Source organism: Pigmentiphaga sp. (assembly GCF_033795525.1).
GTDB lineage: Bacteria > Pseudomonadota > Gammaproteobacteria > Burkholderiales > Burkholderiaceae_B > Pigmentiphaga.
The window spans coordinates 721,103-740,867 of the sequence record NZ_JARYGM010000002.1 but is presented as its reverse complement, the minus strand read 5'-3'; the positions used below and the strand labels follow the sequence as shown (position 1 = coordinate 740,867).

Here is a 19,765-nt window from a genome sequence, read left to right as displayed (position 1 = left end):
GCCGGCATCTATGACGCTGTCATGCGTACATCGTATGATTGAAACGTGAACAAAGTATTCGACTCCACCTGTCCAACCAGTTCCGGCGCAGCAATCGTGCTGTGTGGACTGGCCGTGATGATAACGGTATTGGCGACCGGTACGGCAATCGGCTATAGCCGCGATGCACGCGCACAAGCGGTGCGCGCGGAGACCGGACGGCGTGCGTCGCAAAGCGTCTCCGGCCAGGTCGAGAGCGCCGTTTCACAGGCCGCTGAGCAAGCCCATGGCGGCGAGGGGCGGTCAGGTGTGGCAGGGGCCGCGACGATGGGGTCCTGGGCCGGACCCATTCGGCCCGACGAAATGCGTCAGGTGCCGCGCCGGCTGTCCTCGCAAGAGCGCGACCTGCTGCGCGAGGAAATCCGCCGCGCCAGCGAAGAAGTGTACGAACGTCTGAGGCACTGAGCCCACGGCGCGTTTGCCCCGTGCGGCGGGCTTCTGGTCTTACAATTGCAGCCCATGTCGCTGCACATTCTCTCCCTCGAAACTTCCTCCGCCTGGTGCGGCGTGGCGCTGCTACGCGCGACCGGTCCCGGCACTGTCGATATTCTCGCGCGCGAGCACCAGGGCGTACAGGAGCATTCCGCGCGCCTGTTGCCTATGGTGCAGGAAGTGCTGCGCGAAGCCGGCATCGCCCGGACGGCGCTGGACGCTATCGCATTCGGGCAAGGACCGGGCGGGTTCACCGGGCTGCGCGTGTCTTGCGGCGTTGCGCAGGGACTGGGATTCGCGCTGGGGCGTCCCCTGGTGCCTATCGTTTCGCATGCGGCGGTGGCCCAGCAGGTCAGCGACGACGGCGGCCGCCCGCTGGTCGTGGCCATGGACGCCCGTATGCAGGAGGTCTACCTGGCTATCTACCGCCGGGTCGCAGCCGACCGGCTCGAAACGCTGCTGGCACCGCAGCTGATGGCCGGGCCGGGCCTGGGCGCATGGGTGGGTGAACAGGTATCGGCGCTGGACACGCGCGCCCCCTCGCGGCAAGCGTGGCTTTGTGGCGACGCGGCGGCAGCCTATCCCGAGTTTTTCGCGGAGTTCCCGCTCGAAGAACGCGCCGCGGCTCAGCGGCCCACGGCGGCCGCTGTGGCGTGTCTGGCTCATGCGGCGTATCTGCGCGGCGAAACCGTTGCGCCGGAGCACGCGACGCCGCTCTATGTGCGCGATAAAGTGGCGTTTACGACGTCCGAAAGGCAGGCCGGGGCCGGAGGCAATCCTCGGGTCCCTACACAGGGAGCGCAGTGATGATTGCGGTGCAGGGCGGGGCGCAGGTCGATGCAGCGAGGATCCTGGCGGCGTGGGCGCAGGCCTGCCGTCCCATGGCCGAGGAGGATCTCGACGAGGTCGACGCGATCGAGCGCCAAATCTATTCGTTCCCATGGACCCGGGGCAATTTCGCCGATTCCCTGCGTTCCGGCTACGACGCCTGGGTCGTGCGCGACGAGCTGCGGCTGCTGGGATATTGCGTGTCCATGGTGGCGCTGGACGAGGCGCACCTTTTGAACATCAGCATCGCGCCGCCGGCGCAGGGGCACGGGCTTGGCCGCCGGCTGCTGACGTGGGTCGAGCAGCGGGCGGTGGCCAACCGCGCGCGCAGCCTGCTGCTGGAAGTCCGTCCTTCCAACGCGGTAGCCAAAGGCTTGTACGAGCGGGCGGGCTATCAACGCATCGGTTTGCGCCGTGGCTACTATCCTGCCGCGCGCGGCCGGGAAGACGCGATCGTCATGCGCAAGGTGCTTCTGGACGATTCTGTGCCGGGGGCTGTCCATGGCGGCTGAACGCAGCGGGCAGACCGCGATCAGTCCGGTGCGCCGCGCCTGGTTGCGCGAACTCGGTATCGAGCGGTTGTGGAATGTTCCCTCGGCAGTGCCGTCCGGCGCAGGGATGCCCGAGGCGCCGCCAGCAGTCGCTGCCGAGCCCGCTGTCGCCGCCCCGGTGGCCGAGCTGCTGCCTGCCGCGAACCTGGAGCCGCTGCCGGCGGCCGCGCCCACGGACCCGGAACAGGCATGGGCGGTCCTCGAGGAAGAGGTCCGTCACTGCACCGCCTGCGGTTTGTGCAAGGGCCGCACGCAAACCGTGTTCGGTACCGGCTCGCGCACGGCCCGCTGGATGCTGGTGGGCGAGGCGCCGGGCGAGCAAGAGGACAAACAGGGTGCGCCTTTCGTCGGTCGTTCGGGCAAACTGCTCGACAACATGCTGGGAGCCATCGGCCGCTCGCGTCAGGCGGACGTGTTCATCGCCAATGTCATCAAATGCCGGCCGCCTGGCAATCGTGATCCTCTTCCCGAAGAAGTAGCGCGGTGCAGCCCTTACCTGATGCGGCAGATCTCGCTCGTCAATCCCGACATGATCCTGGTGCTGGGACGGTTCGCCGCGCAAACGCTGCTGGAAACCGATGCGCGCATCGGCAGCCTGCGCGGCCGGGTGCATACCTTGTCGGTCCAGGGCAAGCCGGTACCTGTGGTGGTGAGCTATCACCCGGCCTACCTGCTGCGCAGTCCCGCCGAAAAAACCAAGGCGTGGCAGGACTTGCAGCTGGCGTTGTCCGTAGCGGCACCCGCACGCCTTACCGGACAGCCCTTACCGGATGCAGTTTGACTATCGGTGCACGCGCCAGCGTGTCGCGGGCGATGGCGGCGACTTCCTGCATCAGCGCACGGGCGTCCCAGTCGAGCGGCCACCCCCGCCATAGCCGCATCTTGCCGGCCACGTAGACCGCTTCGATCTGGTCTCGATTGGCCAGGCGTACCAGTTCCCAGGCCAGGTCCCAGGACGGCAGCAGTTCGGGTACGTCCAGGTCGAGCAGCAGGAAGTCCGCCGCCAGCCCCGGCGCGATGCGCCCGGTACGCTCGCCCAGGCCCGCTGCGCGGGCGCCGCCCGCGGTGGCGGCCTCCAGCCATTGCCAGCCGCCGCCGCAGGAGAAATCGTCGGCCGCCAATCCGTAGGCGAAGCGTTGACAGGTCTCGGCCGCGTCCATCAGGCGGAAGGCGTCGCCGCGCGTGCCGTCCGAGCCCAGGCCCACCGGCACGCCCAGCTCGGACAGCATGCCCGCCTGTGCGACGGCATTGCCTTTCCAGATGCTGGCCACCGGGCAGTAGCTGACCGCGCTGCCGGTATCGCGCAAAACCCGCATCTCGCGCGGCGTCAGCAACGTGGCATGGGCCAGCAGGGCATGCGGGCCCAGCGCACCCGCGTGCTCCAGCACTTCGATCGGGCGCAGGCCGCGGGCGATGATGGAGCGTTCGAGCGAGGCCGTGTGCTCGTTCACATGGGTCTGGAAGGGGGCACCGCTTTGCGCGCACAGTGCTGCCACGCGGGCGAGCATGCCGTCGGTCGCAGCCTCAGGAATCGAGATGGCCAGCGAGGGGTGGACGAGGCCGTTATCGTCCCAGCGCGCCAGGTGGCGCTCGGCTGCCTCGATCAGGGGCTGGGTATCGGTCACCCCTGCATCGTTGCATATCAGGCCCAGCACGCAGCGCAGACCGGCGTCGGTAACGGCTTGAGCCACCGTGTCTACGCCGAGTTCGGAGCGCGTCCCGGCATCGCAGGCGGTGGTGAAGCCGCCGCGCAGGGCTTCCAGCGCAGCCAGCTTGGCGGCGAGATAGAGCCCGCGTTCGTCCAGGCTGCCTTCCAGCGGCACCCAGATGCGGCGGAAGATCTCGGACGGTTCGCCAAAGGCCAGCGACTTCCCGAAAGATTGGGTGAGGTGATGATGGGTGTCGATGAAGCCGGGCATTAGCAGGCGCCGAGGCAGTTCCACCGGTAAGGAGGTGGGGTGGCGTAGCCGCAATTCGGCCAGCGGGCCGACGTCCTCGAAGCGGCCGGCGCGCACGCGCACCGCCATTCCTTGGGCCAGCCCGCTGTCGAGTAGCAGCCATTCCGGGGCCAGCAGCATATCGTCGGCCTGCAACGATGGGGGCGGGGTGTTCATTGTGTGTTCATCCTCCTTGTAGAACGCGCCAGCCGTACCAGAGGCCGGCAGCCAGCAAGGCCACGGCCATGAGCTGGCGCAGCCGGGGCCCGGGCAGCGTGCGGCCAAGCGCAATGCCGCCCGCCCAACCCAGCAGCAAGCAGATACCCAGCGCCGCGCCCAAGGCCAGGGCGAGCGTGCCAGCGTGGAAATTGACGAGGCTGGCGATGCCGGTAATGGGAAGCTGTATGGTCTGACCCAATGGCAGTGCGATGCGGGCCTCTACGCCCAGCAGCATCAACAAGGGCAACAGCACCAGCGCGCCGCCCGTGCCGGACCAGGCCGAGGCGCACCCGACCGCCAGGCCCAATAGAAAGGAGGGCGCCGACCCGGGCAGGTCTTTTGCGGCCGAGGCGTGGGTCCCGCGTGCCAGCAGGGCTTGGGCGCCGCTGGCGGTGGCTAGCGCAGCCACCCCCAGGCCGATGGCGGCGCCGGGCAGCCAAGGCAGGGTGAGCGCCCCCAGCGCCGCGCCTCCCAGCGCGCCAGCGGTAAGTCCCGTCGTGCCGCGCCCACTGGCTTGGCGCGACAGCATGCATTGCGCGGCCAGCGCCGGGAACAGCAGGGCGAAGCTGGCGGCGGCGATAGCCGCGTGGACGGGCATCTCCCCCACGGCTGTCAGCACCGGTACGATCAGCACGCCGCCCACGCCCGTGGCGCCGACGCCGATGCCGGCCAAGCCGGCCAGCAACCAGGCGGTGAGAGGCAGTGCGTCGGCCATGCGTCAGGGCTTGATGTTGGCCGAGGCGATCACCGCACCCAGCGTGCGCCATTCTTCGTCGAGATAGCGGGCGAAGGCAGTGCTGTCCATGCGCAGGGGCTCGAGGCCGGCTGCGCGCAGCTTGGGCAGGGTAGCTGGGTCTTTCAGGATGGTGGCGATCTCGCGCACGAGGCGTTCCGTGATGGCGGGCGCGGTACCTGCCGGGGCGAGCAAGCCGTACCAGGAGTCCAGCGCCAAATTCTTGAGCTGCGGCGTTTCCGACAGGCTGGGTGTGTCGGGCAGCGAGGGCCAGCGCTGGCGCGAGGTGACGCCGATAGCTTTGATCTTGCCGTCGTGGATCAACGGCTGTACCAGCGAGACCGGCATGGTGGCCAGGTCGATCTGGCCGCCGGCAAGGTCGGCCACCACCTGTGGGCCGGACTTGTACGGCACATGGAGCATATCTACGCCGGCCTGCTGCTTGATCAGCTCGGTCGCAATGTGCATGGAAGTGCCGACGCCATCGGTGCCGTAAGTGAATTTACCCGGCTGGGCGCGGAGCAACGGAATGAGCTGCTGCGCGGTATCAGCCGGCAGGTCCGCGCGGGCCACGGTTACAAAGGTCGATACGCCCACCGGCGTGATGGGCAGCAGGTCCTTGAACGGATCGTATTTGACGATGCCGGGCGAGACCTGCGGCGCTACGGTAATGGGGCTGGAGACGGCGAACAGCAGGGTCTGCCCGTCGGGCTTGGCGCGCACCACCTTGTACGTGCCTATGGTGCCCGCGGCCCCGGCGCTGTTCTCGATGACGATGTTCTGGCCCAGGCGCTGGGCCAGTAGCGGCGCGATGACGCGGGCGGCATTATCGACGCTGCCGCCGGCCGCGAAGGGCACGACCAGGGTAATGGGGCCGGCATGGGGCCAGGCGCCGGTATTTTGGGCCATACTCTGGCTGGCCAGGGCGAAGGTGGAAATCGACAGGGCGGCGGTCGCCAACAAGGTTTTCATTTGCATGATGCGCTCCATGCACCGGATGAGTGAACAACCGCACATACTGAGTGCGATCCTAACTTGATATAACAAGTAATGACAAGTAGAGCAAAAGCCGTACCAAGCCATTCCCAGGCGGTCCCGGGCCAGCCGCTGTACGCGCGACTGCGCGAAGCCCTGCGGGCCGATATCCTGGGAGGCCGCTACCAGCCACACGATCAGCTGCCTTCCGAGGCCGAGCTGACTGCCAGCCACGGTGTCAGCCGTATTACCGTGCGGCAGGCATTGAATGACTTGCACAAGGAAGGGCTGATCGTGAAGGTGCACGGCAAGGGCAGTTTCGTCGCCCCGCTCGCGGTGGCCCAGGACCTGACCCGGTTGCGCGGCTTGTCGGAATCGCTGGGCCGGCCGGGCCGCGTGCTGTCGCGCACGCTGTCCATGGAGCTGGTGGCCGCGCCGGAAGAAGTGGCGGCCCAGTTCGGCATGGCGCCGGGGGCGCGGGTAGGCGAGCTGTGGTCGCTGCGCTACCTGGACCGCCAACCGCTATCGCTGAACCATTCCTATATGCCGGGCGAGTATGCCGAAAGGCTGCGGCGTATCGACCTGGGCAACCGCGATCTGCTCGAGGTCTACGAGCGTGAGCTGCGCATCCCCGTGCACGATGCCGACTTGAGCATAGGTGCAGTCGCGGCGGATGCCATGCATGCGGCCCATCTGGCCGTGCGGCGCGGCGCGCCGTTGCTGCGCGTGCGCCGACGGCTGCATGCGGACGGCGGCAAGCCTTTCCATCTGGAATCGGCTTGCTACCGGGCGGATATGTTCGAGTATTCCTTGAATGTCGGACGGCTTGCGCGCTAGAGCTTGCGGGCGGCTGCTTGGGGCCGGATAGTGGCCCGACCTGCCGCTGCGACGGTTTGCGTCAGTCCCGGCGCAGCGCAGTCCCGTGTGCGCGGCTGCCGATGACCAGGTCCAGGTCCGGGTGGGTGCGATGATTGTGGCGGTTCCAGATCATGATGAACACCATCAGGACCGCCACCAAGGTTCCGAAGATGATGATGATGGTGTTGATGGGTATGTTCATGCCGAGCATGAGGGAATAGGCGGCCACCATCAGCAGGATGTTGAGCTGCTCGTTGAAGTTCTGCACCGCGATCGAATGGCCGGCCGAAAGCAGGACGTGGCCGCGGTGCTGCAGCAGCGCGTTCATCGGGACGACGAAGAAGCCGCCCAGGCCGCCAATGGCGATCAACACCGTATAGACGAACCAGGGCTCGTAGGCCAGCGGCATGAGCATGACCACCAGCCCCATGACCACACCCATGGGCAGGACGGTCAGCGCCCGATGCAGGGGGATCTTGCCGGCCAGCGTGGCGCCCAGGATGGTACCCACCGAGGCTACCCCCATCAGGATCGACGCCTTGTTGAGCGGCAAGCCCAACTGGACCCGGCCCCATTCGATCACGATCAGCTGCAGGGTGGCGCCGGCGCCCCAGAAAAGCGTGGTCACCGCCAGGGAAATCTGGCCGAGCTTGTCGCGCCACAAGGTCGCCACGAAGCTGCCGAAGGTCGCGACCAGCTTGAAAGGGTTGCGTTGCTGCTGAGGGTAGTCGACGCCGGTGGCGGGAATGAGCAGGTTGAAGACGGCCGCCACCACGTAGACGAGGGCGATGACCACGATGGCCGCCTCGGCGGGAGTGTCGAGGTCTGCCCCCAGGTCCAGGCCCAGATCTATGGACAGCAGCCAGTCCGACACGGTGGGGCTGATGAGCGCGCCGCCCAGCACGACCCCCAGGATGATGGAGATGACCGTCAAGCCTTCGATCCAGCTGTTGCCCTTGACGAGTTGCTCGGGCGGCAGCAGTTCGGTGATGATGCCGTACTTGGCGGGGGAATACGCCGCCGCGCCGATGCCCACCAGCGCGTACGCGCCGCACACGATATAGACCTGGTACGGATCGGCCAGCCCGAAGCTGGCATGGGTGAACATCAAGAGACAGCCGATGATCTTCACCGCATTGGTGGCGAACATCACGCGCCCCTTGGGGAAGGAGTCGGCAAACGCCCCGACGAACGCCGCGAGCAGCACGTAGGCCAGGGCGAACGACCACTTGATCATGGGCGTCATCCAGTCTGGCCCGTCCAGCTGCTGGATCAGCGCAATGGCGGCGATGAAAAGCGCATTGTCGGCAAGCGAAGAAAAAAACTGCGCTGCCATGATCAGATAAAAGCCGCGTTTCATCAGTGGGGCGTGGACTCGTGTGCCGGATGAGTGGATCGGAAAAGTGCCGGACTCAGGGTGGCACTACGGGCAGGATGCGTGCCGCGCATCGTAGCGCACGTTTTATAGCATGCGGATAGGGACGCTTGCGATTGCGCCCTGCACGATCTGATGGTAGTTATCCGCGAATGTTGCTGCCCTGGGGAAATTCCTGGAGCTGGACGGCTGGCTGCGGTTCCCATCCCGGCTTGCGATGTTCGGCCACGACGTTGGTGAAGATGCCGCCGCGCACATACCATTTCGCGGTGATGCGCATGAAGCGGGGAGCCAGTGCGCGCACCAGGTCGTCCAGGATCTCGTTGGTGACCGCCTCGTGGAATTTGCCTTCGTTGCGGAAGCTCCAGGTATAGAGCTTGAGGCTCTTGAGTTCCACGCAGAGCTGGTCGGGGATGTAGTCGATCACCAGTACGGCGAAATCCGGCTGTCCCGTCATCGGGCACAGGCAGGTGAACTCCGGCACTTCGATGTGGATCTGGAAGTCGCGCCCCGGGCTCGGATTGGCAAAGGTATCGAGACTCTTGCTGGGTTGAGAAGGCATGTGCTTGCGATTTATACGTAACGAAAGTGAAAAAAAGGCCTGCCGGCGGCGCCTGGCGTAACCTTGCCGATGACCCTTTGGTATTATACGGAGCACCTTGTACATCGTGCCGATGGCGCCATCTGACGGGGTCGCGGCCCGTCTTTTCCGACCGTTTCGGACGCATATCGGTTCCTTTTCCAGCCTTTTTCATCGAAGCTTCGTTTCCCGGTGCGACTTACCCAGATCAAACTCGCAGGTTTCAAGTCGTTCGTCGACCCCACGTCCCTCCAGGTGCCCAGCCAGTTGGTCGGGGTGGTGGGGCCCAATGGCTGCGGAAAGTCCAATATCATCGATGCCGTCCGGTGGGTCCTGGGTGAATCGAAGGCGTCCGAGCTGCGCGGCGAGTCCATGCAGGACGTGATTTTCAATGGTTCGGTCAACCGCAAGCCGGCCGCGCGCGCCTCGGTCGAGCTGGTGTTCGACAACTCCGAGGGCCGGGCATCGGGCCAATGGAGCCAATACGGCGAAATCGCGGTCAAGCGGGTGCTGACCCGCGACGGAACCAGCAGCTACTTCGTCAACAACCAGCAGGTCCGCCGGCGCGACATCCACGACATTTTCCTGGGAACGGGCCTGGGCGCCCGTGGCTACGCCATCATCGGCCAGGGCATGATCTCCCGCATCATCGAGGCCCGTCCGGACGAACTACGGGTCTTCCTCGAAGAGGCGGCCGGCGTCTCCCGATACAAGGAGCGCCGCCGGGAAACCGAGAACCGGCTGTCGGATACCCGCGAGAACATGACGCGGGTCGAGGACATCCTGCGTGAGCTCGCGACCCAGCTCGAAAAACTCGAGGCGCAGGCCGAGGTCGCGCAGCGCTATCAGGGCCTGCAGGCCGATAGCGAGCAAAAGCAGCGTTTCCTGTGGCTGCTCAAGAAGCGGGAGGCTGACGCCGACCGCATGCGATATGCCGTCGCCATCGAGCAGGCACAGACCGACCTGGAAGCCGCGACCGCAAACCTGCGCAAGCTCGAGGCCGACCTCGAAGGAACCCGCCAGGCCCATTATGCCGCCAGCGACGCGGTTCATGCTGCCCAGGGTGGCCTGTACGAGGCCAATGCCGAAGTGAGCCGGCTCGAGGCCGAGATCAAATACGTGGTCGAGGCGCGCAACCGCATGCAGGCGCAGCTGGCGCAATTGCAGCAGCAGATCGCCCAGTGGAACGAGCAGCACGAAACCGGCAGCGAACAGCTGGCCCAGGCCGAGGAAGACCTCGCCGTGGGCGAGGCCCGGGCCGAGGAGGCCCGCATTGCCGCCGAGGAGGCGCAGGCGCAGCTGCCCGATGTCGAGGCCAGGGTACGGGACGCCGCGGCGGGCTTGGCCGAGTTGCGGGGCGGTTTGTCCCAGGTCGAGCAGAGCCTGGCGCTGACGGCCCAGGAGCAGCGCGAGGCCGACCGCCAGTTGCAGGCGCTTGCGCAGCGCCGGGAACGCCTGGAACAGGAAGAACGCAATCTGCAACGGCCGGATCCCGGCCGGCTGGAGCAACTGGCCGGCGACCTGGCCGACACCGAGCAGCGCGTGGCGCAGGCCCAGGACGAGTTGTCGATGCTGGAGGCGCAGCTTCCGCAGGTCGACGCCGGGCGCCGCCAGGCGCAGGAACTGGTGCAGAAGGAAGCCGCGGCGGTCTCGCAGATCGAGGCCCGGCTGTCCGCGCTCACCCGCTTGCAGCAGGACGTGCAAAAACAGGGCGCCTTGCACCCGTGGCTGGAAAAGCACGAACTGACCGGCCTGGGGCGGCTGTGGCAGAAGCTGCATATCGAACCGGGCTGGGAAACCGCACTGGAAGCGGTGCTGCGGGAGCGCCTGGCGGCGCTCGAAGTCAGCAACCTGGAATGGGCGCGGGCGTTTTTCGGTGACGCGCCTCCGGCGCGCCTGGCCTTCTACCAGATGCCCCCGGCCGCGGCACCGGCGGCGCAGCCCGCTGCGCTGACGCCGCTGGTATCGCTGCTGCGCATCACCGATCCCGGGCTGCGGGCGCTGATGGCCGACTGGCTGCGTGACGTCTATACGGCCGCCGATGCCACGCAGGCGCTGGCCGCCCGTGGCCAGCTGCCCGAGGGCGGGCATTTCGTCGTCAAGGAAGGGCACCTCATCGGGCACAACAGCGTGCGCTTCTACGCGCCTGATTCCGAGCAGGCGGGCATGCTGGCGCGGCAGCAGGAAATCGAGAACCTGCAGCGCCAGTTGAAGGCGCAGCAGCTTATCGCCGACGAGGCGCGTTCCGCGGTGGCGCGCGCCGAGGCAGCGTACCAGCAGGTGGCCCAGGCCTTGCCCGCGTCCCGCCAGCGCCTGGCCGAGGTGACCCAGCGCCTGCACGCCATCCAGCTCGAGCATTCCAAGCTGTCCCAGCAGGCCGCGCAGACCGAGGAACGGGCCGCCCGTATCCAGGAGGAACGGGCCGAGCTGGAAGCGCAGGAAGAAGAGGCCCGCATCCGCAAGGAAGAGGCCGAGGGGCGTTTCGAAGTCCTCGATACCCAGCTGGGCGACAAGCAGTCCGCCTTCGAGGAAGCGCAGATGGCGCAGGAGCAGCGCGAGGCCGAGGCGCAGCGCGCGCGCGAGCGGCTGCGCGAGCTCGAGCGGGCGGCCCAGGAAGCCGTCTTTGCCGAGCGCGGGCTGCGGGCGCGCATCGACGAGCTGCGCCGCACCCTGCAGCTGGCCGGCGAGCAAAGCCAGCGCGCGGCCGCCGAAGCGGAGCGGGTGCAACAGGAGCTCAGGGTTCTGGACGACGCAGCGGCGCAGGCCGGCTTGCAGGGCGCGCTCGAACTGCGCAGCGAACGCGAGCAAGTGCTCAACCGTGCCCGCATCGAGATGGATACGCTGGCCGCGCAACTGCGCGCCGCCGACGAACAGCGCCTGGCCCTCGAGCGCTCGCTCGAGCCGCTGCGCAGCCGCATTACCGAATTGCAGCTCAAGGAGCAGGCCGCCCGCCTGGCGCAAGAGCAGTATGCCGAGCAGCTTGCGGGAGAAGAAGTGGATCTCGCTGCCCTGGGTGAGCAGCTCGATGCGCTGCCCAAGGAATGGCAGCGCGCCAATTGGCTGCAGTCGGAACTGCAACGCCTGGCGCGCGACATCGCGGCCCTGGGTGCGGTCAACCTCGCGGCACTGGACGAACTGAACGCCGCGCGCGAACGCAAGACCTATCTCGACACGCAGCATGCCGACCTGCAGTCGGCCATCGACACGCTGGAAGACGCGATCCGCAAGATCGACCGTGAAACCCGCCAGCTGCTTCAGGAAACCTTCGATGCGGTCAACCGCAACTTCGGCGAGCTGTTCCCGTCGCTGTTCGGAGGCGGCGAGGCCAAGCTGGTCATGACCGGCGAGGAAATCCTCGATGCCGGGGTGCAGGTGATGGCCCAGCCGCCGGGCAAGCGCAACAGCACCATCCACCTGCTGTCGGGCGGCGAGAAGGCGCTCACCGCGACCGCGCTGGTCTTTGCCATGTTCAAGCTCAATCCTGCGCCGTTCTGCCTGCTGGACGAGGTGGACGCGCCGCTGGACGACGCCAACACCGAGCGCTACGCCAACCTGGTCCGCCGCATGGCCGAACAGACGCAATTCCTGTTCATCTCGCACAACAAGATTGCCATGGAAATGGCGCATCAGCTCGTCGGGGTGACCATGCAAGAGCAGGGGGTATCACGCATCGTGGCCGTCGATATCGATTCGGCCATGCAACTTGCCGCCGAGGCTGCTTGATGAGCCGGCTGTCCATGCACCGGTATTCTTTCCACCATGCCCGCCACCGGGAACAACACCAATGAGTGATCTACAAACCGGGCTCATCGCCCTTGGCGTCCTGGCCATCGTCGTCGTGCTTGGCCTGAACTGGTGGCAGGACCGCCGTGCCCGCAAGCAGATACAGGACGGCTTTCCCGACAGCGGGAAGGATCCCCTGTTGCACGGCGCCGAGCCTGGCATGCCGCCGACCGAAGGCCTGCGCCGTGAACCGGCACTCGGTTCCGCCATCGAGTCGGACGGCAACGTCGTCGGGGGACTCGCGGCCCGTGATGCCGACGCCCCCGCGCCGCAGCACGATACCGACGAAGTCGACGAGGCGTGCGAGACCGTCATCGATATTTCCTTCCTGGAGCCGGTGCCGGGCGACGAGCTCGCCGCCTTCACCCAGGGCATTCGCCATGCCGGCCAGAAATCGCTGCGCGTGTTTGCCGAAACCACCGAGGGCGTGCACCGGTCCGCCATTCGCAGCGGCGAGAGATACGCGTCGGTGCAGGTCGCCGTCTTGCTGGCCAACCGCAGCGGTCCGCTCAGCGCCGGCGAATGGGCCGAAGCCTTGTCGCGTTCGAGAGTCCTGGCCGATCGCTTCGACGGTACGGTGGAAGCCAGTGATAGCCAGGCGGTGCTGGATCGCGCCAACAAGCTGGACGCGGTCTGCGCGGCCCTCGATGCGCAGGTCGGCCTGACGCTGGTCGCCAGCAGCCGCCGCTGGTCTTCCAGCGATGTGCTGACCGCAGCCCGCGAGGCGGGGTTCTCGTCCATCCACGATGGCCGGCTTCCGTGGATAGACGAGCATGGCGCGGTGCGTTTCACGCTCGGCCGCAGCGACGGGGTATCGCTGGGATCGGCAGGCGCCGCGACCATCGGCCAGCTCAGCCTGATTCTCGACGTCCCGCGCGCACCCGCCGACGAGCATGCGTTTTCCCGGATGGCCAAGGTCGCGCGGCAACTGTCGGGCCGGCTGGAGGCGACCGTGGTCGACGACAACGGCCGGCCGCTGGCCGATGGGGCCGAAGCGGCCATCGACAAGCAGCTGCAGGCGCTCTATGCGAGGTTGGAGCACTCCGGGCTGAAGGCCGGCTCCGTCCGGGCGATGCGGGTATTCGGATAGCCGCCGATGAAATCGATTTCATGCTCTTTGCCGCCTTGCGGGGCGCCCCCGCCTGCCGGAGCGGCCCGGTAGGACTGACATGGCTTCTGATCTCGATCGGGAAAACCGGGCGATGCAGCGCGCGGCGCAATTGCGTCAGGAATTGGCGCTGCACAACACCCGTTACTACGTGCTCGACGATCCGCTGATCAGCGACGCCGAATACGACGCGCTGTTCGCCGAACTGGTCAAGCTGGAGCAGGAATTCCCGCTGCTCGCCACGCCCGATTCGCCCACGCAGCGGGTGGGCAGCGCACCGCTGACGGCGTTCGGAACCGTACGCCATGCCGTGCCGATGCTGTCGCTGAACAACGCGTTCGACGAAGAGGACATCGGCGCCTTCGACAAGCGCGTGCGCGACGGGCTCCAGGCGACGTCCGACGTCGGCTATGCCTGCGAACTGAAATTCGATGGATTGGCGGTCAGCCTGCGCTACGAGAACGGCCGGCTGGCCCAGGCCGCTACGCGCGGGGACGGCCAGACCGGGGAAGACATCACCGCCAACATTCGCACGATACGGTCCATTCCGCTGACGCTGGCCGGCCCCGCACCCGAGGTGCTCGAGGTACGGGGCGAGGTGCTTTTGTTCCGCAAGGATTTCGAACGCCTCAACGATGCCCAGCGGCAAGCCGGCGAGAAGGTATTCATCAACCCCCGCAATGCCGCGGCCGGCAGCCTGCGCCAGCTCGATCCGCGCATCACCGCGCGGCGGCCGCTGCGCTTCTTCGCCTATGGCTGGGGCGAAATCCGCGGCAGCATGCCCGATGGCCGGCAGGCCACGGCGGAAATGCCCCCGTTCGATACGCATACCGGCATGCTGGATTGGCTGCAGGAACTGGGCATGCCGGTCAACCGCGAGCGCCAACGGGTCAAGGGGGCTCCCGGCCTCCTTGATTTCTACCACCGTATCGAGGGGCTGCGCGCAGCGCTGCCCTACGATATCGATGGCGTGGTCTACAAGGTGGACGCGCTGGAGTCCCAGCGCCGCCTTGGCTACGTTTCGCGCGCCCCCCGGTTCGCCGTGGCCCATAAATTTCCCGCCGAGGAGGCCACTACCGAGCTGCTCGATATCGAGGTCCAGGTGGGCCGTACCGGAGCGATCACGCCCGTTGCCCGCCTCAAGCCGGTATTCGTGGGCGGGGTGACGGTGACCAACGCCACGCTGCACAACGAAGACGAGATCGAGCGCAAGGACCTGCACATCGGCGATACGGTGGTGGTGCGCCGCGCGGGCGATGTCATTCCCGAGGTGGTCATGCCGGTGGTGGACAAGCGTCCGCCCAACGCCCGCAAGTTCGTGATGCCGAGCCATTGTCCGGTCTGCGGCTCGGCCATCGAGCGTCCCGAGGAAGAAAGCATCGCCCGTTGTACCGGTGGCCTGTTCTGCGCGGCGCAGCGCAAGCAGGCGCTGTGGCATGCCGCCCAGCGCCGCGCCCTGGATATCGAGGGTCTGGGCGAGAAGCTGATCGACCAGCTGGTCGAACGAGGGCGGGTGCGGACGCTGGCCGATCTCTATACCTTGACCGAGGACGAACTGGCCGGGCTGGACCGCATGGGCCAGAAGTCGGCGCGGAACCTGGTCGAAGCGATTTCCTCCACCCGTGAGCCGCCATTGGGGCGGTTCCTGTTTGCACTGGGTATCCGGCACGTGGGCGAATCCACCGCACGCGACCTGGCACGCCATTTCGGCAACCTGGATGCAGTCATGAACGCCACCGAGGCCCAGCTGCTGGCGGTCCCCGACGTGGGGCCGGTGGTAGCGGCGTCCATCCACCGCTTCTTTGCCGAGCCCCATAACCGGCAGGTGGTGGGGGATTTGCTGCGCAACGGCGTCACGCCCGGGACCGAGACTGTCGTGGACCGCACTGCAGGCGAGATCGCGGGCAAGACCTTCGTCCTTACCGGCACCCTGCCCACCATGACGCGCGACGAGGCCGCCGATTTGATCCGGGCGGCCGGCGGCAAGGTGACCGGCTCGGTGTCGAAGAAGACGCACTACGTCGTGGCGGGCACGGATGCCGGCAGCAAGCTGGCCAAGGCCCAGGAGCTGGGCATCGCGGTGCTCGACGAGGACGGCTTGAAGGCATTGTTGCAGTCTTGACAGGCGGGCCGTGGCCCGCAAGAGGAACCCACATGCAGGCAATCATCGGAGGCACCGGACTCTATCAATTGACCGGCCTCGTCGTGACGCGACGGCAAGTCGTGCGCACGCCCTATGGCGAGCCTTCGGGGGCACTGACCTACGGACGCATCGGCGATGGACAGGAAATCGTTTTTCTTGCCCGCCACGGCTACGGCCATACCCTGGCGCCGCACCGGATCAACTACCGGGCCAACCTGTGGGCGCTCCACGAGGTGGGCGTGCGCCGTATCGTATCGGTGGCCACGGTGGGTGGCATCGCCCCTGAACTGTCGGCGGGCAGCATCGTCGTGCCGGACCAGATCATCGACTACACCACCGAGCGTCCGCGCACGTTCTTCGAGGGCGGCGACCAGCCGGTGGCGCATGTGGATATGACGCAGCCCTACGGCGCGGAAATGCGCCAGGACTTGCTGGAGGCAGCACGTGCCTGCGGCGTGGCGGTGGTGGACGGTGGCGTATACGGCTGCACGCAGGGGCCGCGCCTGGAGACCGCGGCTGAAATCCGCCGCATGGCGCGCGACGGCTGCGACATGGTCGGGATGACCGGCATGCCGGAGGCGGCATTGGCGCGAGAGCTGGAGCTGGACTATGCCGCCCTGTGCCTGGTGACCAACGATGCCGCCGGCAAGGGGGCAAGCGTCAATGAAATTTCCATGGAAGGGATGCGGGCCGTGGTCGACAACAGCATGCGCAACGTGCACCGCATCCTGGGCGAGCTGGTCGGCGGAGGCTGCGCGCCCGCTACTCCTTGAACCGGGAGCAGCGGGCGGCAACGCGCGTTACGCCAGACCTTCGGCCTTGAGCGCCGCCTGGACGGCGGGGCGCTGGGCTATGCGCTCGCGGAAAGCCACGATGGCGGGCCAGCGCGAGAGGTCGAAATTCAGGCGCGGCGCCCAGCCGGTCGTTACGAACAGGTAGATGTCGGCGACGGAGAAGCCGCCCGGCAGCAAATAGTCGCGCTGGGCCAGTTCGCTTTGCACGTAGTCCAGGCGCGTCGCCAGGATCTGCTTGAAGACTTCCTTGGCATCGTCGCTTACCTGGGGCTTGAACATCGGCGAGAAACCCTTGTGGATTTCCGTTGCGATGAAGACCAGCCAGGTCTGGAGCGCATAGCGATCGGCGCTATCGGGCGGGGGCGCCAATTGGCGCTCCGGCACCTGATCGGCAAGATATTGCAGCAGCACGGCCAGCTCGGTCATGACCTGCCCAGGAGCCACTTCCAGGGCGGGAACGTAGCCCTTGGGGTTGATCTTGCGGAAATCCTGGCCGGTTTCGGTGACTTTCGCTTTCAGGTCCACCTTTTCCCAGGTGAAGTCGATGCCGGCTTCGCGCAGCGCGATATGGGGCGCCTGCGAGCAGGCGCCGGGCGTGTAATAGAGCTTCATAGTGCCTCGGTGATGGATGCTTGGGAGAAATGCGCGTCTATTCTCTCACCGCGGCGGCAGGGCGGGGAGCCCCCGGCGCCTCCAGCGTCCGCTCCAGTTCGGCCTGGTCGTAGAGTTCGACCGGCACGGGCCGCACCTTCCAGATCTGTTCGCTGTACTCCCGGATGCTGCGATCGGACGAGAACTTGCCCGAACGCGCGGCATTCAGGATGGACATGCTGGTCCAGCGCTCGGTGTCGCGATAGGCCTCGCTGACGAGGTCCTGGCATTCGATGTAGGACTGGTAGTCGGCCAGCAGTAGATAGGGGTCGCGTTGCAGCAGATCGTCGATCAGGGGGCGGAACAACGCGGCGTCTCCACGCGAGAAGAAGCCGCTCTGGATCAGGTCCAGGCAGATGCGCAGTTCGCTGTGGCTGTCGTAGTAGTCCGAAGGACGGTATCCCGCTGCGCGCAGCTTGTGCACCTCTTCGGCGGTATGGCCGAAGAGGAAGAAGTTTTCCGCGCCTACCTGGTCGCGCAGCTCGATGTTCGCGCCGTCCATGGTGCCGATGGTCAGCGCGCCATTCATCGCAAACTTCATGTTGCCGGTACCCGACGCCTCTTTTCCGGCCAGGGAAATCTGTTCCGAGAGGTCGGCGGCCGGATAGATGCACTGGCCTTGGGTCACGTTGAAGTTGGGAAGGAAGACGACCTTGAGCAGGTCGTGGACGTCGGGGTCGTGATTGATGACCTCGCCCACCGAAGTGATCAGCTTGATCATCAACTTGGCCATGTAATAGCCCGGAGCCGCCTTGCCGCCGAAAATGAACGTGCGGGGCTGCAGGTCGCGTGCGCGGCCCGACTTCAGCCGATGGTAAAGCGTCACGATATGCAGCACAGCCAGGTGCTGGCGCTTGTACTCGTGGATGCGCTTGACCAGCACGTCGAACATCGAGTCTGGATCCACTTGCACACCGGTGCGCCGCAGGATCAGCGCAGCCAGGTCCGCTTTGTTCGCGCGCTTGACCGCGCGCCATTCCTTGCGGAACGCGGAGTCGTCGACGTAGTCCTCGATCTCCCGGATGCGGGGCAGGTCCGTCACCCAGGCGTCACCGATGGCGCGGGTCACCAGCGACGTCAGGCGTGGATTGCTCAACACCAGCCAACGGCGCGGCGTGACGCCATTGGTGACATTGGTGAATTTCTCCGGCCACATTTCGTAGAAGTCTTTCAGCAGGCCGGTCTTGAGCAAGTCCGAATGCAGCTCTGCCACGCCGTTGATGGCGTGGCTGCCGACGCAGGCCAGGTGGGCCATCCGCACGTAGCGCTCGCCGGTTTCGTCGATCAGCGACAAGCGGGAAATACGTGATTCATCGCCCAGGAAGTGAATGCGTACGTCGTTCAGGAAACGCGCGTTGATCTCGTAGATGAGTTCGAGATGGCGGGGCAGGATGCGCTGGAAAAGTGCCAGCGGCCAGCGTTCCAGGGCCTCCGGCAGCAAAGTGTGGTTGGTGTAGGAGAACGTGCGCGTGGTGATGCCCCAGGCCTGTTCCCAGGGCAGCAGGTGCTCGTCGACCAGCAGGCGCATGAGCTCGGCGATGGCGATGGCCGGGTGCGTATCGTTGAGCTGGATTGCAAATTTCTTGTCGAAGTCGGTCACTGCTCCGCCGCGCACAAGATGGATTCGTATCATGTCCTGCAGCGAACATGACACAAAGAAGTATTGCTGCTCGAGCCGCAGTTCCTTGCCTTGCTCGGTTTCGTCGTTCGGGTAGAGAACCTTGGTCAGGTTCTCCGACGTCACCTTCTTGCTCACCGCGCCCAGGTAGTCGCCTTTGTTGAACACGGAAAAATCGAAGGATTCGGTGGCCTCCGCGCGCCACAGCCGCAAGGTGTTGGTGGTGTTGACGCGATACCCGGGAATGGGCGAGTCGAAGGGGACGCCCACCACGGTTTTCTCGGGTACCCAGCGTACGCGCAGGCAGCCAGAGTCGTCGATGTACTGCTCGGTACGGCCGCCCAGCTTGACCTCGACCGCCCATTCGGCACGCTGGATTTCCCAGGGGTTGCCGTAGCGCAGCCACTTGTCGGTGTTTTCGACCTGCCAGCCGTCGATGATGGTCTGGAAGAAAATCCCGTATTCATAACGGATGCCGTAGCCGAAGGCCGGGATCTCCTGTGTCGCCAGCGAGTCCAGGAAGCAGGCGGCCAGGCGGCCCAGGCCGCCATTGCCCAGCCCGGGCTCTTCTTCCTGCCGGAGTACTTCGTTGAAATCGAGCTTCATCTCGGCCAAGGCCTCGCGCACGTTGTCCGCGATGCCGAGATTGATCAAATGATTGCCCAGGTGCGGGCCCATCAGGAACTCGGCCGACAGGTAGGCGACCGTGCGCGGCGCGGTCTGGTTGTATTGCGCGGTGCTGCTGATCCACCGGTGCAGGCTGCGGTCCCGGATCGTATGGGCGAGCGCCAGATAGAGGTCGTTCTTGCCCGAAATCTTGGGGAACTTGCCTATCGTGTAGAACAGGTGGTCGAAGAACGCGCGCTTGAGGCTTTCCTTGGAAAGCGAGGTGCGATCGTCGTCGTTGTCGCCCAAGGGCGACTGCGGGGCTAGTGCTGACACGTGCGGGGCTCCCATCGTTGCGGCGCCCCGCGGCAGTGGGGGCGGACCGTCTTGCGCCCGGGGCGCGGAAAGCAGGCGCGGCTGTCCGGGAAGGGCGCCGCGCCGACCTGCCTGCCTATTGTTGCTTTCGGGATTCGTGCGGCGCAAGCCGCGTTTTCAATTCGTTAACGATGGTCGCGGGCCCTCACACGGAACGCGT

General features: G+C 66.2%; 16 protein-coding genes. 9 read left to right on the top strand and 7 right to left on the bottom strand.

Annotated features, from left to right (window positions below; genetic code table 11):
- Window positions 1-45 precede the first annotated feature (45 nt).
- From QHC78_RS08225 to QHC78_RS08210, 4 genes are read left to right on the top strand one after another with little or no spacing between them, the layout of a single operon-like run.
- Window positions 46-444: a hypothetical protein gene (locus QHC78_RS08225; protein ID WP_319743389.1), complete on the top strand. Its 399-nt coding sequence runs from the start codon at window positions 46-48 to the stop codon at window positions 442-444.
- A gap of 54 nt (window positions 445-498) precedes the next feature.
- Entirely contained in the window at window positions 499-1,278 is a 780-nt protein-coding gene (tsaB, locus tag QHC78_RS08220) for a tRNA (adenosine(37)-N6)-threonylcarbamoyltransferase complex dimerization subunit type 1 TsaB (RefSeq protein ID WP_319743388.1), read from the top strand.
- Window positions 1,278-1,811: a ribosomal protein S18-alanine N-acetyltransferase gene (gene rimI / locus QHC78_RS08215; RefSeq protein ID WP_319743387.1), complete on the top strand. Its 534-nt coding sequence runs from the start codon at window positions 1,278-1,280 to the stop codon at window positions 1,809-1,811. Before tsaB ends, rimI begins: the two co-directional genes overlap by 1 nt.
- Window positions 1,801-2,631, top strand: a complete 831-nt coding sequence (locus QHC78_RS08210) for a uracil-DNA glycosylase (RefSeq protein ID WP_319743386.1) — start codon at window positions 1,801-1,803, stop codon at window positions 2,629-2,631. Before rimI ends, QHC78_RS08210 begins: the two co-directional genes overlap by 11 nt.
- Here the strand turns inward: QHC78_RS08210 and QHC78_RS08205 are convergent.
- From QHC78_RS08205 to QHC78_RS08195, 3 genes are read right to left on the bottom strand one after another with little or no spacing between them, the layout of a single operon-like run.
- Entirely contained in the window at window positions 2,600-3,964 is a 1,365-nt protein-coding gene (locus tag QHC78_RS08205; protein ID WP_319743385.1) for an amidohydrolase family protein, read from the bottom strand. The genes QHC78_RS08210 and QHC78_RS08205 overlap by 32 nt on opposite strands.
- Window positions 3,965-3,971: 7 nt before the next feature.
- Window positions 3,972-4,721: a TSUP family transporter gene (locus QHC78_RS08200; RefSeq protein WP_319743384.1), complete on the bottom strand. Its 750-nt coding sequence runs from the start codon at window positions 4,719-4,721 to the stop codon at window positions 3,972-3,974.
- A gap of 3 nt (window positions 4,722-4,724) precedes the next feature.
- The gene (locus tag QHC78_RS08195; RefSeq protein ID WP_319743383.1) at window positions 4,725-5,717 is read right to left on the bottom strand and encodes a Bug family tripartite tricarboxylate transporter substrate binding protein; all 993 of its coding nucleotides are present in this window, start codon (window positions 5,715-5,717) and stop codon (window positions 4,725-4,727) included.
- Between the two features lie 72 nt (window positions 5,718-5,789).
- Between QHC78_RS08195 and QHC78_RS08190 the strand changes: the two genes are divergently transcribed.
- Complete coding sequence (locus QHC78_RS08190) at window positions 5,790-6,551, top strand: GntR family transcriptional regulator (protein ID WP_319743382.1); 762 nt, start codon at window positions 5,790-5,792, stop codon at window positions 6,549-6,551.
- Window positions 6,552-6,612: 61 nt separating this feature from the next.
- Here QHC78_RS08190 and lplT read toward each other — a convergent pair whose 3' ends face one another.
- Window positions 6,613-7,932: a lysophospholipid transporter LplT gene (gene lplT / locus QHC78_RS08185; RefSeq protein ID WP_319743381.1), complete on the bottom strand. Its 1,320-nt coding sequence runs from the start codon at window positions 7,930-7,932 to the stop codon at window positions 6,613-6,615.
- A 157-nt stretch (window positions 7,933-8,089) separates the two neighbouring features.
- Window positions 8,090-8,509 carry a preQ(1) synthase gene (gene queF, locus QHC78_RS08180; RefSeq protein WP_319743380.1) on the bottom strand — a complete coding sequence of 140 codons (420 nt, stop codon included), beginning with the start codon at window positions 8,507-8,509 and terminating at the stop codon, window positions 8,090-8,092.
- Window positions 8,510-8,719: 210 nt separating this feature from the next.
- Here queF and smc point away from each other — a divergent pair, with 210 nt between their 5' ends.
- From smc to QHC78_RS08160, 4 genes are all read left to right on the top strand, one after another.
- Entirely contained in the window at window positions 8,720-12,250 is a 3,531-nt protein-coding gene (smc, locus tag QHC78_RS08175; RefSeq protein ID WP_319743379.1) for a chromosome segregation protein SMC, read from the top strand.
- Between the two features lie 61 nt (window positions 12,251-12,311).
- Entirely contained in the window at window positions 12,312-13,400 is a 1,089-nt protein-coding gene (locus QHC78_RS08170) for a cell division protein ZipA C-terminal FtsZ-binding domain-containing protein (RefSeq protein ID WP_319743378.1), read from the top strand.
- 79 nt (window positions 13,401-13,479) lie between these two features.
- Entirely contained in the window at window positions 13,480-15,540 is a 2,061-nt protein-coding gene (gene ligA, locus QHC78_RS08165; protein WP_319743377.1) for an NAD-dependent DNA ligase LigA, read from the top strand.
- A gap of 32 nt (window positions 15,541-15,572) precedes the next feature.
- On the top strand, window positions 15,573-16,334 hold the full coding sequence (locus tag QHC78_RS08160) for an S-methyl-5'-thioinosine phosphorylase (RefSeq protein WP_319743376.1): 762 nt from the start codon (window positions 15,573-15,575) through the stop codon (window positions 16,332-16,334).
- A 27-nt stretch (window positions 16,335-16,361) separates the two neighbouring features.
- Here the strand turns inward: QHC78_RS08160 and gstA are convergent, their stop codons facing one another.
- Together gstA and QHC78_RS08150 are read right to left on the bottom strand one after the other, a co-directional pair.
- Window positions 16,362-16,967 carry a glutathione transferase GstA gene (gene gstA / locus QHC78_RS08155; RefSeq protein WP_319743375.1) on the bottom strand — a complete coding sequence of 202 codons (606 nt, stop codon included), beginning with the start codon at window positions 16,965-16,967 and terminating at the stop codon, window positions 16,362-16,364.
- 37 nt (window positions 16,968-17,004) lie between these two features.
- Window positions 17,005-19,566, bottom strand: coding sequence for a glycogen/starch/alpha-glucan phosphorylase (locus tag QHC78_RS08150; protein WP_319743374.1), 2,562 nt, complete (start codon window positions 19,564-19,566; stop codon window positions 17,005-17,007).
- Window positions 19,567-19,765 lie beyond the last annotated feature (199 nt).

What these genes read in the sequence shown, in the direction of transcription:
- rimI (WP_319743387.1), top strand. Translation starts at nt 1,278, where the DNA reads ATGATTGCGGTGCAGGGCGGGGCGCAGGTCGATGCAGCGAGGATCCTG.
- QHC78_RS08195 (WP_319743383.1), bottom strand. Translation starts at nt 5,717, where the DNA reads ATGCAAATGAAAACCTTGTTGGCGACCGCCGCCCTGTCGATTTCCACC.
- QHC78_RS08200 (WP_319743384.1), bottom strand. Translation starts at nt 4,721, where the DNA reads ATGGCCGACGCACTGCCTCTCACCGCCTGGTTGCTGGCCGGCTTGGCC.
- QHC78_RS08205 (WP_319743385.1), bottom strand. Translation starts at nt 3,964, where the DNA reads ATGAACACCCCGCCCCCATCGTTGCAGGCCGACGATATGCTGCTGGCC.
- lplT (WP_319743381.1), bottom strand. Translation starts at nt 7,932, where the DNA reads ATGAAACGCGGCTTTTATCTGATCATGGCAGCGCAGTTTTTTTCTTCG.
- queF (WP_319743380.1), bottom strand. Translation starts at nt 8,509, where the DNA reads ATGCCTTCTCAACCCAGCAAGAGTCTCGATACCTTTGCCAATCCGAGC.
- QHC78_RS08160 (WP_319743376.1), top strand. Translation starts at nt 15,573, where the DNA reads ATGCAGGCAATCATCGGAGGCACCGGACTCTATCAATTGACCGGCCTC.
- QHC78_RS08190 (WP_319743382.1), top strand. Translation starts at nt 5,790, where the DNA reads ATGACAAGTAGAGCAAAAGCCGTACCAAGCCATTCCCAGGCGGTCCCG.
- QHC78_RS08210 (WP_319743386.1), top strand. Translation starts at nt 1,801, where the DNA reads ATGGCGGCTGAACGCAGCGGGCAGACCGCGATCAGTCCGGTGCGCCGC.
- tsaB (WP_319743388.1), top strand. Translation starts at nt 499, where the DNA reads ATGTCGCTGCACATTCTCTCCCTCGAAACTTCCTCCGCCTGGTGCGGC.
- QHC78_RS08170 (WP_319743378.1), top strand. Translation starts at nt 12,312, where the DNA reads ATGAGTGATCTACAAACCGGGCTCATCGCCCTTGGCGTCCTGGCCATC.
- ligA (WP_319743377.1), top strand. Translation starts at nt 13,480, where the DNA reads ATGGCTTCTGATCTCGATCGGGAAAACCGGGCGATGCAGCGCGCGGCG.
- gstA (WP_319743375.1), bottom strand. Translation starts at nt 16,967, where the DNA reads ATGAAGCTCTATTACACGCCCGGCGCCTGCTCGCAGGCGCCCCATATC.